This window comes from Cytobacillus oceanisediminis, from assembly GCF_004366035.1.
In the GTDB taxonomy this organism is placed as follows: Bacteria; Bacillota; Bacilli; order Bacillales; family Cytobacillaceae; genus Cytobacillus; species Cytobacillus oceanisediminis_C.
The window spans coordinates 334,828-350,860 of sequence record NZ_SOEE01000004.1 but is presented as its reverse complement, the minus strand read 5'-3'; the positions used below and the strand labels follow the sequence as shown (position 1 = coordinate 350,860).

At 42.4% G+C, this 16,033-nt stretch carries 13 protein-coding genes; all 13 read right to left on the bottom strand.

Annotated features, from left to right (window positions below):
• Nucleotides 1-256 precede the first annotated feature (256 nt).
• A complete protein-coding gene (locus DFO72_RS30685) occupies nt 257-451 on the bottom strand; it encodes a diguanylate cyclase domain-containing protein (RefSeq protein WP_113882001.1) in 195 nt (64 codons plus the stop codon).
• Nucleotides 452-863: 412 nt separating this feature from the next.
• On the bottom strand, nt 864-1,823 hold the full coding sequence (locus tag DFO72_RS12515; protein WP_113881999.1) for an ABC transporter permease: 960 nt from the start codon (nt 1,821-1,823) through the stop codon (nt 864-866).
• Nucleotides 1,824-2,870 (bottom strand): ABC transporter permease, encoded by a 1,047-nt coding sequence (locus DFO72_RS12510; protein ID WP_113881998.1) that lies wholly within the window; start codon nt 2,868-2,870, stop codon nt 1,824-1,826.
• Complete coding sequence (locus tag DFO72_RS12505) at nt 2,863-4,398, bottom strand: ABC transporter ATP-binding protein (RefSeq protein ID WP_113881997.1); 1,536 nt, start codon at nt 4,396-4,398, stop codon at nt 2,863-2,865. The genes DFO72_RS12510 and DFO72_RS12505 overlap by 8 nt, the downstream gene beginning before the upstream one ends.
• A gap of 237 nt (nt 4,399-4,635) precedes the next feature.
• Nucleotides 4,636-5,742: a BMP family lipoprotein gene (locus DFO72_RS12500; RefSeq protein WP_113881996.1), complete on the bottom strand. Its 1,107-nt coding sequence runs from the start codon at nt 5,740-5,742 to the stop codon at nt 4,636-4,638.
• Between the two features lie 73 nt (nt 5,743-5,815).
• On the bottom strand, nt 5,816-6,541 hold the full coding sequence (locus tag DFO72_RS12495; protein ID WP_113881995.1) for a GntR family transcriptional regulator: 726 nt from the start codon (nt 6,539-6,541) through the stop codon (nt 5,816-5,818).
• Between the two features lie 427 nt (nt 6,542-6,968).
• Nucleotides 6,969-9,302 carry a DNA translocase FtsK gene (locus DFO72_RS12490; RefSeq protein WP_113881994.1) on the bottom strand — a complete coding sequence of 778 codons (2,334 nt, stop codon included), beginning with the start codon at nt 9,300-9,302 and terminating at the stop codon, nt 6,969-6,971.
• Between the two features lie 164 nt (nt 9,303-9,466).
• Entirely contained in the window at nt 9,467-9,688 is a 222-nt protein-coding gene (locus DFO72_RS12485) for a YlzJ-like family protein (protein WP_113881993.1), read from the bottom strand.
• Nucleotides 9,685-10,437 (bottom strand): ClpP family protease, encoded by a 753-nt coding sequence (locus tag DFO72_RS12480; RefSeq protein WP_395858164.1) that lies wholly within the window; start codon nt 10,435-10,437, stop codon nt 9,685-9,687. The genes DFO72_RS12485 and DFO72_RS12480 overlap by 4 nt, the downstream gene beginning before the upstream one ends.
• A gap of 127 nt (nt 10,438-10,564) precedes the next feature.
• On the bottom strand, nt 10,565-12,232 hold the full coding sequence (locus DFO72_RS12475) for a ribonuclease J (protein WP_113881992.1): 1,668 nt from the start codon (nt 12,230-12,232) through the stop codon (nt 10,565-10,567).
• Nucleotides 12,233-12,581: 349 nt separating this feature from the next.
• Complete coding sequence (dapA, locus tag DFO72_RS12470; RefSeq protein ID WP_113881991.1) at nt 12,582-13,448, bottom strand: 4-hydroxy-tetrahydrodipicolinate synthase; 867 nt, start codon at nt 13,446-13,448, stop codon at nt 12,582-12,584.
• Between the two features lie 127 nt (nt 13,449-13,575).
• Entirely contained in the window at nt 13,576-14,820 is a 1,245-nt protein-coding gene (dapG, locus tag DFO72_RS12465; RefSeq protein ID WP_113881990.1) for an aspartate kinase, read from the bottom strand.
• A 41-nt stretch (nt 14,821-14,861) separates the two neighbouring features.
• Complete coding sequence (gene asd / locus DFO72_RS12460; RefSeq protein ID WP_113881989.1) at nt 14,862-15,911, bottom strand: aspartate-semialdehyde dehydrogenase; 1,050 nt, start codon at nt 15,909-15,911, stop codon at nt 14,862-14,864.
• Nucleotides 15,912-16,033: the final 122 nt, after the last annotated feature.

Below are 16,033 nucleotides of genomic sequence, written 5' to 3'. Positions count from 1 at the left end.
TTAATTCAAGTTATTGGCTGTCTTGGAAGGTTATTGAACAAAACAAAAACCCCTTTTAGGGGTTAGCTAACAGAAACTGACTTAAGTTTAGCATCATGATTTTTCATCACTATTCCGCATTTACTTTTTTCCGGTATTCTTCGCCTGAAACAGATACTGATCAGCAATTTCAAGACTCTTATTCACCTTGCAGGTCGCCAGCAATACGCCAAAACTCATGCTGATGGGGAGACTTTCAGATGTAAGCTTATTTTCATTAAGCTTTACAAAATGGTCTGAAAGAAGGCCTCCGGCTCGTTTCTTCCGATTCCAGCATCAAGAAGGCGAATTCTTCCCCTCCATAGCAGAATGCTTGACCGCCGAAGATATTAACCGCTTCACTGAAAATTTCTCCTAGCTCTTTTAATAACTCGTCTCCTGCCGAATGTCCATATTCATCATTAATCGCCAATCGGCATCAAAGGGCTAAATATACCGCCGGATGAAATGATGAGCAAAAAAAAGCAATGTAATCAAAATCGATTCCTGCATTTGTAATTATCGAAAAACCTTTGGGGCTGCTATTCATCTTATGAAGGGCAATTGGTGCGGCTGTCATATATAGATCCCCGAATGAAAATAGAATCGGAAAGGATTCACTATTGTCGGAAAATGATGGCAAATAAAACAATAAAGCTGCCGATTCCAGTAAAATCCAGTTTAAACAGAAAAAAATCTTTTCTGTTTCATAATCATCCAGATACAAGGAAAAACGCAAAATCAAAGATCTAAGCTCTTTTTCTAATTAACAAACTTAAATAGGATAAGATTTGCGCTGAAAACTATAAAAAGCCCCATTTCTATATGAAATGGGGCTTTGCTGATTAGCGCTTTCCTTTTACATATGGAGTACCAGATGCTTTTGGAGCATCGGCGCGTCCAATGAAACCAGTCAATGCCAGAATCGTTAAAACATATGGTGCAATGAGAAGATATACATTTGGAATATTCTCAAGGAATGGAAGGCTCGAGCCGATGATACTCAAGCTTTGCGCAAATCCAAAGAATAAAGCCGCCCCCATAACACCAAGCGGATGCCATTTACCAAAGATCAATGCTGCTAATGCCATAAAGCCCTGGCCGCTGATCGTTGCATGGCCGAAATCTGAAGAAATAGATTGTGCATACACACCGCCGCCAATTCCTGCCAGGGCACCGGAGATTAATACCCCAATGTATCTCATTCGGGTAACATTAATACCCATTGTATCTGCAGCCATTGGGTGTTCACCAACCGCCCTCAGCCTTAGCCCGAATGGAGTTTTAAACATCACAAACCAGGCAAGAAATGCAACGGCAATCGCTACAAATGAAGTATAGTATGTGTTTGAGAAAAACAGTTTTCCTAATACAGGTATATCGCTCAAAAATGGTATATCCACCTTGCTGAACCCTTTTTGAATAATATCGGTCTGGCCCTTTCCATAAATGAATTTAACCAGGAACAGTGCAGCTCCAATTGCCAGAAGATTAATGGCGACGCCTGAGACTACCTGGTCTGCTCTAAACGTAATAGAAGCAACAGCATGCAGGATGGATAAAAGTGCTCCTACAACCATAGCTGCCAGTAATGCTACCCATGGCGTCATGCTGCCAAATACGTCTACGAAAGTAAGGTTAAAGACAATGGCAGTGAATGCTCCAATTACCATCAAGCCTTCTAAACCAATATTTACAACACCGGAGCTTTCTGAAAAGTTTCCGCCCAATCCAGTGAAAATAAGCGGGGCTGCCCAAAGCAAAGTTGATGGAATAATAATTAATAGGATCTCCATTAAGCCCACTTACTTCACCCCCTTTTTGCTGATACGGTCAATAAAGATGCGAATCATATAGCTTGCTGCAACAAAGAACACAATAAGAGCAATGATAATATCCACCAGTTCATTTGGAACTCCAGCTTCAAGCGGCATATTTAAGGCGCCGACCTTCAAGCTTCCGAATAGCAATGCTGCAAAGATAATCCCGATTGGACCGTTACCGCCTAGAAGTGCAACTGCGATACCATCAAACCCTACTCCGGTAAAACCGCCCTTGATGGCTGCGTATCCGAATGTACCCAAAGCTTCCATCGCACCCGCAAGACCAGCAAATGCTCCTGAGATCACCATTGAAAGAATAATGTTTCTGCTGACGCTCATGCCTGCATATTCAGATGCATGCTGGTTAAAGCCTACGGAGCGCAATTCGTATCCCTTTGATGTTTTTTCTAATAGAAACCACATTAAAAATACACAAGCTAAAGCAATTAAAATTCCCCAGTGCAGACGAGAATAGTCAGTTAATCCCTCAAGAAATGGGGAACGCAGTGATGCAGAGTCTGCAATCATCTCAGTACGGTCACTTTTTTCTGAAAGGACAGTACGGATTATATAGTTCGTTACATGCAATGCCACATAGTTCATCATGATCGTGACAATTACTTCATGGACTTTAAACTTGGCTTTCAGCAATCCTGGAATAAATGCCCATAGTGCACCCGCTGCTGCAGCTGCAAGAACAGCCAGCGGCAGATGGATGAACTTTGGAAGTTCAAATGCAACCCCTACCCAAACAGCAGCAAGCCATCCGACGATCAGCTGTCCTTCAACACCGATGTTAAATAAGCCTGTACGGAAAGCAAATGCAACTGCCAAACCTGCAAGAATATAAGGAGTGACCTGCCTGACAACTTCACCAGTGTAGTAGATTTCTCCAAAAGCACCGTTCCAGAGGGCAATAAATGCAGATCCGGCATTATACCCTGTTGCTATCATTATGATTGTACCTACTAATACGCCAAGCAGAACGGCAACTAGAGGCACGACAATATTCTTCATGCGATTAGACATGGTTTTCGCCACCCGCTTCCTTCCGTTTAGAACCGGCCATCAATAAACCTAATTCTTGTTCAGTTGTTTGTTTCGGGTCAACTACTGCTACAATTTCACCTTCATAAATAACAGCAATACGGTCGCTGACATTCATGATTTCATCCAATTCGAATGAAATAAGCAGCACAGCTTTCCCCTGGTCACGCTGTTCAATCAGACGCTTGTGAATGTATTCAATCGCTCCAACATCCAATCCGCGTGTCGGCTGAGCAGCGATCAGGAGATCTGGATTTCGGTCAATTTCACGTCCGATAATGGCTTTCTGCTGGTTACCTCCAGAAAGTGCCCTTGCAAGTGTATATTCACTTGGGGTTCTAACGTCGAATTCTTTAATCAGCTTTGTTGCTTTGCTGTAGATTTCTTTAAAGTTCAGAACACCTTTTTTAGAGAATGGAGCTTTGTAATAGGTTTGCAGAACCATATTCTCTCCAATCGGAAAATCGAGTACAAGTCCATGCTTATGACGGTCCTGAGGGATATGCCCAACGCCCTTCTCCGTTACTTTTCGCGGTGGCATATTAATAATTTCTTTGCCATTCAATTTAATTGAACCGCTTTCAGACTTCCTCAAACCTGTGATAGCTTCTATTAACTCAGACTGTCCATTTCCGTCTACACCGGCAATACCGAGAATTTCTCCGGCCCGTACATTAAGGTTAAGGTTATTAACCACACCAAGCCCCCGGGAATCTTTTACATTTAGATCCTGAATTTCAAGCACTTGTTCCTGCGGCTTCGATTCTGTTTTATCCGTTTTAAAAGTAACTTCCCTTCCCACCATTAAACTGGCAAGTTCATTAGGATTCGTCTCGCTGACATTAACCGTACCGATTCCGACCCCTTTGCGTATTACCGTTACTCGATCACAAACTTCCATTATTTCCTTCAGCTTGTGGGTGATTAAAATAATAGATTTGCCTTCCTGAATTAAGGTTTTCATAATCTGAATGAGCTCTTTAATTTCCTGTGGAGTAAGAACTGCTGTAGGCTCATCAAAAATAAGGATTTCTGCTCCCCGATACAGGGTCTTTAAAATCTCTACCCTCTGCTGCATTCCTACAGAAATATCTGAAATTTTCGCCTGAGGGTCTACAGCAAGTCCATATCGCTCGGAAATTTCTCTGACTTCCTTCTCAGCCTTTTTAATATCTATTTTTCCGCCTTTAGTCGTTTCTTTTCCTAGAATAATATTTTCAGTGACGGTGAAACGGTCTACTAGCATGAAGTGCTGGTGAACCATCCCGATGCCCAAGTCATTTGCTATATTTGGATCGGTGATGCGCACCGGTTTTCCTTTAACTTTTATATCACCCTTTTCAGGCTGATATAAGCCAAAAAGGACGTTCATTAATGTTGATTTGCCCGCACCGTTTTCGCCAAGCAGCGCATGAATTTCACCTGGTTTCAGCTGAAGCGTGATATTATCATTTGCTACGATTCCAGGAAACTCCTTGCGGATGTTGAGCATTTCAATAACATAATCCATTTGTTTCACTCCTTGCTCAAAATATAAGGAAAAAATCAGTAGTAAGAGGTCAGACCTTGGCAATTCTTAGAAAAACCTGGCCAAATTGCCAAGCTCATCTTAATGAATAGAAAAATTTAATTATTGCATTAAAAATCTAAGTGAAATACAGAATTCTTTCTGTCCTTCAATTAAACTTTTAATTTTAAAAAAGGAATAAGAGGCCGCAGTGCAACCTGCTTATTCCTTGTAAGTTAATTATTCAGCTGAGAAAGAAGCCAGTTCATCTTTTGTAGATGGAACAGTCACGTCACCATTCTTGATCTTTTCCTGCCATTCTTTAACTGCACCTTCGATTTCTGCTTTAGCAGATACTTCCGGATTGATAGGAGCAAGGCCTACACCGTCTTCAGCCAATCCGTAAGTAGTCGTTTCTCCGCCAGGGAAGCTGCCGTCTTTTGCCTTTGTAGAAAGGTCCTTAACAGCATTGTCTACACGCTTAAGTGCAGATGTAAGGATTACATTGTGCTCTTTGCCATCGATTTCAACTACACCTTCAGCTGTCTGGTCTGAGTCAACACCAATTGCCCAAAGTTCTCTTTCCGGGTCTTTCTTTTTAAGGTCACGAGCTTCCTTGAAAAGACCGTTACCTGTTCCGCCAGCAGCGTGGAAGATTACGTCGACTCCAGAAGAGTACATTTTAGAAGCAATTGTCTGACCTAATTCAGCTTTATCAAATGCTCCAGCATATTGAACTTCTACTTTAATATCAGGGTTTACCGCTTGAACACCAGCAAGGAATCCAGACTCGAAACGCTCAATAACCGGAATCTCCATTCCGCCGATGAAACCAATTTTGTTTTCTTTAGTTGCTTTCGCTGCAGCAACACCTGCAAGGAATGCAGCTTCCTGCTCTTTGAACATGATGCTTGCTACGTTTGGCTGATCAACAACCGCGTCAACGATTCCGAAATGAGCATCCTTTTGCTGCTGAGCAATCTCATTGATTGCACCTTCCATTAGGAATCCGATACCGAAAACAAGATCAAAATCTTGACGAGCTAATGTATTAAGGTTTGTAGAATAGTCAGCATCTGATTGTGACTGAAGATAGTCAAATCCGCCTTTTCCTTTTTCAAGTCCATTTTCTTCACCAAATGCCTGTAAACCTTCCCAGGCAGATTGGTTAAATGATTTATCATCTACACCACCGACATCTGTTACCATCGCTACAGAGAATGCTTTTTCTTTTTCGTCTCCGCCAGCTGTTTCTCCGCCTTTTTCTTCACTTTTGCCGCAAGCACCCAGAATCGTTCCAGCAGCAAGAACTAAAGATAGCGCCAATCCGAATTTACGCTTTTTCAAGGTTGGTACCCCCTAAGAAATTGTTTTTGCATTAGCGGAATGAATGATTGTGTTTTCGTATATCCCCCAAAAGCTAGATTCTCTTTCTGAGGACATGGAAACTGAACTTATCAGCTCTGAAATAATTGACCGAATAGAGAATCGGTGTATCCGCTTCATCGAAATGCATCTGCTTCAATACCAGCAATGCAGTTTCCGGGTCACATTCCAGAATAGGTGAAATTTTCTCGTGATAGCCAATAGGCTCGATTTGGGCAACAGCATAGGTGATTTTCCGGTTTGCCTCTTCTTCAAGCATGTTGAGGATCGACTCTTGTTCGTGGGAAAATGTATCCGGTAGAATATTCTCAGGAACTTTATCCACACAATACACGACCGGTTCACCATTTGCAGTTCTCACCCGCTCAATCACGGCAATCTCCTGGTCTAACGAACATGAGAATCTGCGGATATCATCTTCAGTCGGTCCCATAGTTACAGAACTTAAGAAAACGGTTCCCGGCTTCATCCCTGCCTGCAAAATCATATTTGTGACACTATTAAGCTGTTCGATGCCTGATGTGAAAAGCGGCTTTGCATTGACAAAGGTGCCTACACCATGACGGCGGATAATTACGTTTTCTTCTTCAAGAATGCGCAATGCCTCCCTCAGTGTAGCTCTGCTAACACCAAGCTGTTTGGCAAGATCAAATTCAGACGGAAGTTTTTCTTTTTCTTTATAAACTCCATCTTCAATGTCTTGTTTTAATCGATCGATGACTTGCAAATATAAATGCCGGTTATCTGACTTAATAGACATGCAGGGTTCCTCCAACTTCAGTTCTCAAGACATCAGACCTCTGATGTTCAATCATTCCTACTAATCGAAAATACTATAACACTTTTTACCCAATAAAGAAATAGAAATTTATTAATTTGTCGAAAAAAGGTGAAAAGAACAAAATGTTTGTGAATCCTTCTGTACCAATTTCTTTTTTCTGGTATAATACTACTTTGAAAACGATTACATTAGAGATTTCGGCTGAAAATGCACCTGACAAAAAATCCTATTTTGCGATGAGTTGAAAGTACCATACCTCTTCATTTTATGTAAGCGTTTTTAGTAGTATGGCATATTCCCATACCTTTTTTTATTGCCGGCATTTTTTTGGCATATATCTTTCAAATACATTAAAAAATGGCCGTCCGAAGACTGGCCATTTTTTAATGTGTCATTCTTATAAAATTTAGGAGCTGGCTTCTTCCGAAGGCTTGCCCTGCAGCACAGCTCTTGGCTTGCTGCCTTCATATGGACCGACAATGCCCCTTGCTTCCATTTCATCAATCAGCCTTGCAGCCCTGGTATAGCCGATCCTGAATCTCCTTTGAAGCATGGAAACAGAAGCAGTCTGCATTTCCAGAATCAATTCAACAGCTTCTTCATAAAGATCATCATCCACTTCTCCTGCTGCTTCAGGAATATCCTCCGGAATCATTTCTTCCTGATATTGTGCCTTCTGCTGACCGATGACAAAATCCACTATCTCTTCTACTTCTTCATCAGAAAGGAAGGCACCCTGTACACGGACTGGCTTGGAAGCACCTACAGGCAGGAAAAGCATATCTCCTCTTCCCAGAAGTTTTTCCGCACCGCCCATATCCAAAATGGTTCTGGAATCCGTCATGGATGAAACCGCAAATGCAATCCTTGATGGTATATTTGCTTTGATTACACCTGTGATAACGTCAACTGACGGACGCTGCGTTGCGATAATTAAATGGATGCCTGCTGCCCTTGCCATTTGAGCAAGGCGCGTGATGGCATCTTCGACATCTGAGGACGCTACCATCATTAAATCTGCAAGCTCGTCCACTATGACCACAATGTACGGAAGAAGGGGCTGCTGTGCTTCCTCTTCGGCATTATGCCTTTTTACATACTCATTGTAGCCTTCGATATTTCTTGTTCCAGTATGGGAGAAAAGCTCATAGCGCCTTTCCATCTCACTGACGACTTTTTGCAGCGCCTGAGCAGCTTTCTTCGGATTTGTCACAACCGGCGCCAGCAAATGCGGCACCCCGTTATATACATTCAATTCCACCATTTTAGGGTCGATCATCATTAATTTTACTTCATGCGGCTTTGCCCTCATCAAAATGCTGGTAATGATTCCGTTGATACACACACTCTTTCCGCTCCCTGTTGCACCGGCAACAAGAAGATGGGGCATTTTATTGAGTTCTGCCAGGACAGCCTCTCCAGTAATATCACGGCCAAGCCCGATTAGAAGCTTCGAGTCCGGTTTGTCATTTTGCTTGGATTCAATAACTTCCCTAAGAGAAACCATGGCCACTTCAGAGTTCGGAACTTCTATGCCAATGGCGGATTTACCTGGAATTGGTGCTTCTATCCTGATATCCTTGGCTGCCAGTGCCAATGCCAAATCATCATTCAGACTAACGATTTTGCTTACCTTCACCCCAACATCGGGATGCACCTCATATTTTGTAACAGCGGGTCCTAAATGAACCTGTGTCACTCTCGCTTTAACCCCAAAGCTCTGAAATGTTCTTTCGAGCTTAGCAGCATTCGCATGGATAAGCTCATACTCACCGCTTTGATCCGTTTGCCTTGGCAATTTCAATAGTCTGATTGGCGGCAGCTCATAGTCTTTGTTTTCCACTTCAGTAAACGTAATTGGCGGTGCATTCTCATCCTCCGGTTCACTCTCAGCTGCTTCCTGATTAGAAGCCGCTTCCTGAGGATCTTCCTGATAAGCTCTTTCGGCAAAGCTTGAAATAATCGGTTCTGGTGACGGTTCAGATACCGGTTCAGCAGTATTATTGATGGTAATAACAGTCTCAGGTTCTTCTTCGTGCTGAATAGCCTGCTGTTCTTCTTCTCTTCTTGACTGCCTTTCTTCACGTCTTTCTCTGCTTTTTTGTTTCCATTCTTTCATATCATCTATAAAAGCAACCCATTGTTTTTTACAGAAATTCAGCAGTGCGGCCATCATTTTTCCGGCTGCACCTCCAAACGTTTTTCCTGTAATGAGAACGAAACCGATAATAATTAATAAAAAGGCCACAATCTTTGAACCAGCTTCATCAAAAAGATAATAAAACAGTGCGAAAAAAATAGCCCCTAGCATTCCTCCGCCTAAATCGGTTGTGCTTGTTTCTCCCCGGACTTCCATCCGGAATAGTTCCCACGTATTGGCTATCACACTTGGATCATCAAACTTCCCACCATTTGAGAGAAGCTGAAATAATGTGACATGGCTTAACAGCAGCAGGGAGCTGATAATGAGATAAATACCTATTAATTTAGTGTGGAATAGATAGGGAAGAGATCTCTTCCACATCAGGTAACCTGAAAATATGACTAATCCTATCAGGCTGAGCATGTACCATTCGCCCATAAAGAAACGGAAAAAAAGCACTGTTGCTTTGCCGACCGCTCCTAGCTTAGCAATTGATATTACAGCAAGTGCCAGTATAATCAGTGCAATAAGTTCAAATTTCATTGTCCGTTTCAGTGTTTCGTTCTTTTTAGATTTTCTTTTCTTTCTTTTGGCCATTTTATCACCTTATCATTATTCTTATTAACAGCATCATCAAAAATCCATTATGTAATACACCATGTCTGCTATGAAAGAAGAAGCAGCCATTTTTTGGCTGCTTCTAAAGTTAATTTTATTATATCATATCGATTCTTATTTAAGTTGTTTTTTGAATGTATTTCTCAGCTTAACTGCGTCAAAGTGATCATAGACCCGGGAGTATATCTTTCATCCATATAATGGATGGGGTCGCTGCTCATGATTCTTAAGATTCGGCATTCCTGTCCTGCACTCATTTCGACTAAGAGGGGGATTCCTTCATGAGACACAATTTTCTGTTTGCCAAAATCATCCTGCTCATTTTGGTAAATAAGCTCTTGAGGCATCATTGTATAAAGGATCATTGAACAATCACTTCTTCTTTAGGTTTATTCATACCAATCAGTTCATTCAGCTTTGCCAGCGCAGGCCCTACCCCTCCTACTTCATCAATCAGGCCATATTCAACAGCATCCCTGCCAACCACGTTTGTTCCAATATCCCTGGTTAGGTTGCCTTTATCAAACATCAGATCTTTAAATTTCTGTTCGGAAATATTTGAATGCTTTGTTACAAAATTAATAACCCGATCCTGCATTTTATCCATATACTCAAATGTTTGCGGCACACCGATTACCAGGCCAGTCAGTCTGATAGGGTGGATTGTCATCGTAGCAGTCTCTGCAATAAATGAATAATCGGATGACACAGCGATAGGCACACCAATGGAATGGCCTCCTCCAAGGACAATGGAGACGGTCGGCTTTGATAAAGATGCCAGCATTTCTGATATTGCCAGTCCAGCCTCCACATCACCGCCTACTGTATTCAAAATAACCAAAAGACCTTCTATTTTTGGGTTTTGCTCAATCGCTACAATTTGAGGAATTAAGTGTTCATATTTTGTTGTTTTATTTTGTGGCGGAAGCTGAAGATGTCCTTCTACTTGCCCAACAATGGTCAGGCAATGAATTTTTGAATCCTGAGACAGCTGCGGCACATTCGTCTGTCCAAGCTGCTGAATCTTCTCCATAAGGGCAGATGGTTTATCCTCTTTCGGCTGTTCCTGGCCTTCCCCGCCCTCATTGCGGTTATTTTTCATATCATTTTCCATCCTTATTTCTCCCTTCAAGCAATATATTGTTAGTATGAACGCGGGATTCTATTTCATGCGCATTATTGCTGAAGAGAGAAGGCAAAAAACACAGCCAGGCATTAAATGCCGGGCTGTGTTTTATTTGTTATCCCTCCATCAGAATAGGAAGGATCATTGGTCTGCGTTTTGTTTTTTCATACAGGTACTGATTCAGGCTGTCACGCATATCCTGCTTAATGCCGGACCAGTCAAAGGCTTCTCTGGCAAGGTTTTGCTCTACCGCTTCCCTGACTATTTTTACAGCTTCCTCAAGAAGCTTTTCTGATTCCCTGACATATACAAAACCTCTTGTAATGATTTCAGGGCCAGCGGATATTTTCTTTTCCTTTTTATTAAGAGTGACAACCACTAATAAGATTCCATCCTGCGAAAGCAGTCTTCGGTCCCTTAATACGATATTTCCAACGTCGCCGACACCTATTCCATCAATCAGCACATTTCCTGAAGGGATTTTTCCTCCGGGAACGATTGCACCATCCTTAATTTCTGCTACATCGCCTTTATCAGGGATGAAAATTTGTCCGCTTGATAATCCGCAGTCCCTGGCAATTTTAGCATGCGCTTTCAGCATACGGTATTCCCCATGAACCGGAATGAAGAATTTCGGGCTCATCAGATTAATCATAAATTTAAGTTCTTCCTGGCTGCCATGGCTGGATGTATTAAAAGTTCCTTTCCCAGGGATGACTTCAGCACCCGCTCTAAACAGCATATCAATTGTTTTAAAAATTAATACCTCTGTTCCTCTTAATGGGGAGGCGGCCAGTAAAACGGTATCACCCTTCTTAATATTCACCTGTCTATGAGACTGCTTCGCCATTTTTTGAAGCGCTTCAATCGGCTCCCCCTGAGTACCTGTGGTAAGAACAACGATTTGGTCATCATTGTATTTGCCGATTTCAGCGACAGGTATAATCACATCTTCTCCTACCTGCAAATAACCAAGCTGCATGGCAATATCAAAGACCTTTTGCAGACTTTTCCCGACCACTGCCACTTTCCTGCCCGTTTCCATGGCCGCATCAAAAATATGCTGTATACGGATTAGGTCAGACGCAAAGGAAGCTGCTATGACTCTCCCCTTAGCAGCATAGAATGCAGCTGTCATCTCTCTGGCCACTTTCGATTCTGAGTTGGTGTATCCAGGCTTTTCTGCTTCTGTACTGTCAGAAAGCAGGCAAAGAACCCCCTCTTCCCCTAAGCGCGCCATTTTGCCGATTTCAGGTTTGTATAAGGCAGTCGCTGCCTGATCGAATTTGAAATCTCCTGTATACACAATCGCACCTTCGGAAGTATGGATAGCAACACCGACACTATCCGGTATGCTATGGCCTGTCCTGAAAAAAGTAACATCTGCCGAATCAAATTCAACCTTGGCATCTGAATTAATTTCAATAAACTTTGCTTTGCCTCTGTATTCCTGTTCCTTCATTTTGGCTTTGGCCAGCGCCAGAGTCAGCTTTGTTCCATAAACTGGAACATTGACCTTTGTCAGCACATAAGACAGACCGCCAATGTGATCCTCATGCCCATGTGTCAGAAAAATCCCTTTCACTCTTTCCTTATTTTGAACTAAATATGTAATATCAGGTATCACGATGTCAATTCCGAGCATTTCATTTTCAGGGAACATTAATCCGGCATCGAGTACATATATGTCCTCATCCACTTCTGCCAAATACATATTCTTCCCAAGTTCTCCGACTCCTCCGAGTGCTGCTAGCTTGATGCTTTCATTCTGTCTCTTTTTCAATTTACGTATCCTCCCATGCATGTTCAGCCGATCAAGATCAGTTATTCATATTATACTTGAAGTCATAAAACCATGACAACCAAATTTATACATAGGGCTTAATGGGGCGGGCAAGATATTTTGGCTTCTCATAAGCTTACAGAGTTTCATTGAAGAAGATAGCCCTGGTTTAGGCTGCTTTGAAGCTCCATGCCGACCATTTCCACTCAAGGCTCTTGATTTTGGGCTCCATGCGAGCTCTATGGTGACCGTTTAAACTCAAGACTTTTCATTTTGGGCTTCATGCAAGCTCCATGATGAATTAACAAAAATAAAAACCAACCAGAAAACACTGGTTGGCAAGCTCGAATTATTTAAATAGGGCAGCAACTGCGCTGCGTTCCTGTTCTGTTAACGGAACCATAGGAAGACGGACGGATCCGACATCAAGCCCTCTAAGCTGCAGTGCAGTTTTTACAGGCACTGGGCTCGGAGCAGCAAAAAGGCCTTCCATGACCGGAAGAATTTTTTGATGGATTTTTGCAGCCTTTTCATTTTCACCATTCAGGTAAGCTGTGATCATTTCCTGCATTTCATTGCCAATTACATGGGAAGCAACAGACACGATTCCAGTTCCCCCAATTGCCATGCATGGAAGAGTAAGCCCGTCATCACCGCTATAAAGCATAAAGTCATCATCCGTATTGGCAATGATTTTTGCCATTGCATTCAGATCTCCGCTTGCTTCTTTAGCTGCCGCAATGTTTGGAATTTCCGAAAGGCGGATGATTGTTTCAGGGAGAATATTGACTGAAGAGCGTCCCGGAATATTATAAACCATTACTGGGAGGCTCGTGTTTTCTGCAATTGCCTTGAAATGCTGATAAAGCCCTTCCTGATTTGGCTTATTGTAATAAGGTGCAACGATCATGATGGCATCTACACCAATTTGCTCTGCTTTTTTCGTTAATTCAATTGATTCGTACGTATTATTGCTTCCAGTGCCGGCAATCACAGGCACACGTTTGTCAGCCACTTTCACTGCGTGTTTAAATAATGCCAGCTTTTCCTCTTTTGTCAATGTTGGCGACTCGCCGGTAGTCCCTGCAATAACCAATGAATCTGTACCATTTTCAATAAGATGATTGATAAGCTGTGTTGTTTTAGGGAAATCAATATGTCCCTTATGATCGAATGGCGTTACCATAGCTGTTGATACTCGGCCAAATAGAATCATGTTTACACTCCTTGCAGATGTTTAAAAGACCGGGAAGATACGGGCGGATCTGCCGAATAGGATGCAAATCCGTCGTTAACCGCTGAAGGGTTTTCTTCCCCTTTTTAAACATGATATTTTTCTAAGATTAAATGTCTGTTCTCTCATATTCCGCTAAATCTTCTTCCAGGCGAAAAGCATCGTGCAATGCATTAACAGACTTTATCAAATCTGCCTGCTTCACCAGAACCCATATTGTTGTATGGCTGTCTGCAGATTGCAAGATGCGAATTCCCTGCTCGGACAATGCCGTCACGATTCGTGAAGCCACGCCAGGAACACCCTGCATTCCTGCACCGACAACCGAAACCTTTGCACACTCTCTTTCAACCAGCGGATCGTGACCCAGGCCCTTTAGAATACTAATCGCTTTATCAGTCATTTCTTCCGTAACCGTGTAGTTGACGCCATTTGGATATATATTGATAAAGTCAACGCTGATCCCCTGGTTTGCCATCGCTTTAAAGACCTCAGACTGAAGATCATATTGATCTTTCTTCGCAAGAACCTTTATTTGAGTCACATTGGATACGTGGGCTATTCCTGTTACCGAGCGCTCTTTAATATCTGTTCCGCGTCTGTTCTTATTCAAAGTTGTGACAAGTGTTCCGAGACTATCGGAGTATGTTGAACGGATTCTGATCGGAATCTTAGCCTGCATGGCAATTTCGACAGCACGAGGGTGAATCACCTTAGCACCCTGATACGCCATATTACAGACTTCCGTATAAGTGACAACTGATAATGGGCGTGCATTTTCAGCTATGCGCGGATCAGCAGTCATGATGCCTTCCACATCAGTAAAGATATCAATCCACTCGGCATTTAGTGCTGCGCCAAGAGCTGCTGCGGAGGTATCACTGCCGCCCCTTCCGATCGTAGTGACATCACCGGTTTTAGAAGAACCCTGAAAACCTGCGACGACGATGACATCTTGATTCTCAAGCTCTTTCAATAGTCTGTCGCATTTCATATCGATAATTTTTGCATTTGTATGATCATTATTTGTTCTAAATCCTGCCTGTGCTCCTGTCAGAGCTGCTGCTGTGATTCCCTGTTCATTCAGCATGTTTGAAAAAACGACACTTGAAATGACTTCACCGCAGGATAAAAGCAGATCCGTTTCGCGTTTGCTGATCTTGCTGTTATTGCCTTCTACAAGCGAAAGCAGTGTATCTGTTGCATAAGGATCGCCTTTTCGGCCCATCGCTGAAACAACGACAACAACCTTATATCCGTCAGCCAGCGCTTTTTTTATGTGTTTAAGCGCATGTTCGCGGCTATTTTCATCGCGAACTGATGTGCCTCCATATTTTTGAACGATGATATTCATTAAAACACCTCTAACCTCTCAACATGAAGAGAATACGTTAACTATTTCACTATGCCTAGTTTAATTAAGCTTTCTGCGATCTGCACAGAATTCCATGCAGCCCCTTTAAGAAGATTATCAGAAACCACCCACATATGGAAGCCCTTATCCTCATCCAAATCTTTGCGGATACGGCCGACAAACACATCATTTTTACCGACACAATCAGCAGGCATTGGGTAAATCTGATTATCCGGATCATCCTGCAGGACAACACCTGGTGCATTTTCAAGAAGGCTCTTTATTTCATTTGCATTAACGCTGTCTGTTTCTACTTCAAAATAAAGGGACTCTGAGTGCCCGGTTGCCACTGGGAGGCGCACGCATGTAGCAGCCACTTGCAGCTCTGGCATGTGCATGATTTTCTTTGTCTCATTGATCATTTTCATTTCTTCAAAAGTGTAGCCATTATCCTGAAACTTATCAATTTGCGGAATCGCATTGAAAGCAATCTGATAGTGTTTTTTATCGCTCTTAACAGGAAGGATTGCAGGCTCATATTCTTCATTATTTATAATGGCTTTTGTCTGTTCATTCAGCTCTTGAACTGCAGCTGCTCCTGAACCTGAAACAGCCTGGTAAGTAGAAACAATCACTTTTTTCAAACCGTATTTTTCTTTAACCGGCTTTAGTGCAACAACCATTTGAATCGTAGAACAGTTTGGATTGGCGATAATGCCATTATGTGAATGAAGGTCGTCTTCATTGACTTCAGGTACGACAAGAGGCACATTTGGATCCATACGGAATGCACTTGTGTTGTCTACCACAATGGCACCATGTTCAACCGCATGAGGAGCAAGTTCCTGAGATACGCTTCCGCCGGCACTGAATAATGCAATATCCACATCTTTAAAGCTCTCTGGATTTGCTTCCTGAACCGTATACTCCTGGCCATTGAACGTTACCTTCGAGCCTGCAGAACGGGCTGATGATAAAAGTGTTAATTCAGAGATTGGAAAATCTCTATTTTCAAGTGTTTGAATTATTTGCTGGCCAACTGCACCAGTTGCTCCAACTACCGCGACATGAAATCCTTTTTTCTGTTCCAAATTTCTTTTCCCCTTCCAGTACCATTATATTTTTCTAGCAAAATTAGTTTTTTAGTGAAAAAACAATATGCCCAAAATTCAATAGAACGGCAGCCAAATTCAATTGGCAGCCGTTTTCCTGC

Bases quoted from the DNA above. Each gene is read 5' to 3' on its own strand.
- DFO72_RS12510 (WP_113881998.1), bottom strand. From the start codon at position 2,870: ATGTCTAATCGCATGAAGAATATTGTCGTGCCTCTAGTTGCCGTTCTG.
- DFO72_RS12505 (WP_113881997.1), bottom strand. From the start codon at position 4,398: ATGGATTATGTTATTGAAATGCTCAACATCCGCAAGGAGTTTCCTGGA.
- DFO72_RS12495 (WP_113881995.1), bottom strand. From the start codon at position 6,541: ATGTCTATTAAGTCAGATAACCGGCATTTATATTTGCAAGTCATCGAT.
- DFO72_RS12490 (WP_113881994.1), bottom strand. From the start codon at position 9,302: ATGGCCAAAAGAAAGAAAAGAAAATCTAAAAAGAACGAAACACTGAAA.
- DFO72_RS12485 (WP_113881993.1), bottom strand. From the start codon at position 9,688: ATGATCCTTTATACAATGATGCCTCAAGAGCTTATTTACCAAAATGAG.
- DFO72_RS12480 (WP_395858164.1), bottom strand. From the start codon at position 10,437: ATGGAAAATGATATGAAAAATAACCGCAATGAGGGCGGGGAAGGCCAG.
- dapA (WP_113881991.1), bottom strand. From the start codon at position 13,448: ATGATTCTATTTGGCCGAGTATCAACAGCTATGGTAACGCCATTCGAT.
- dapG (WP_113881990.1), bottom strand. From the start codon at position 14,820: ATGAATATCATCGTTCAAAAATATGGAGGCACATCAGTTCGCGATGAA.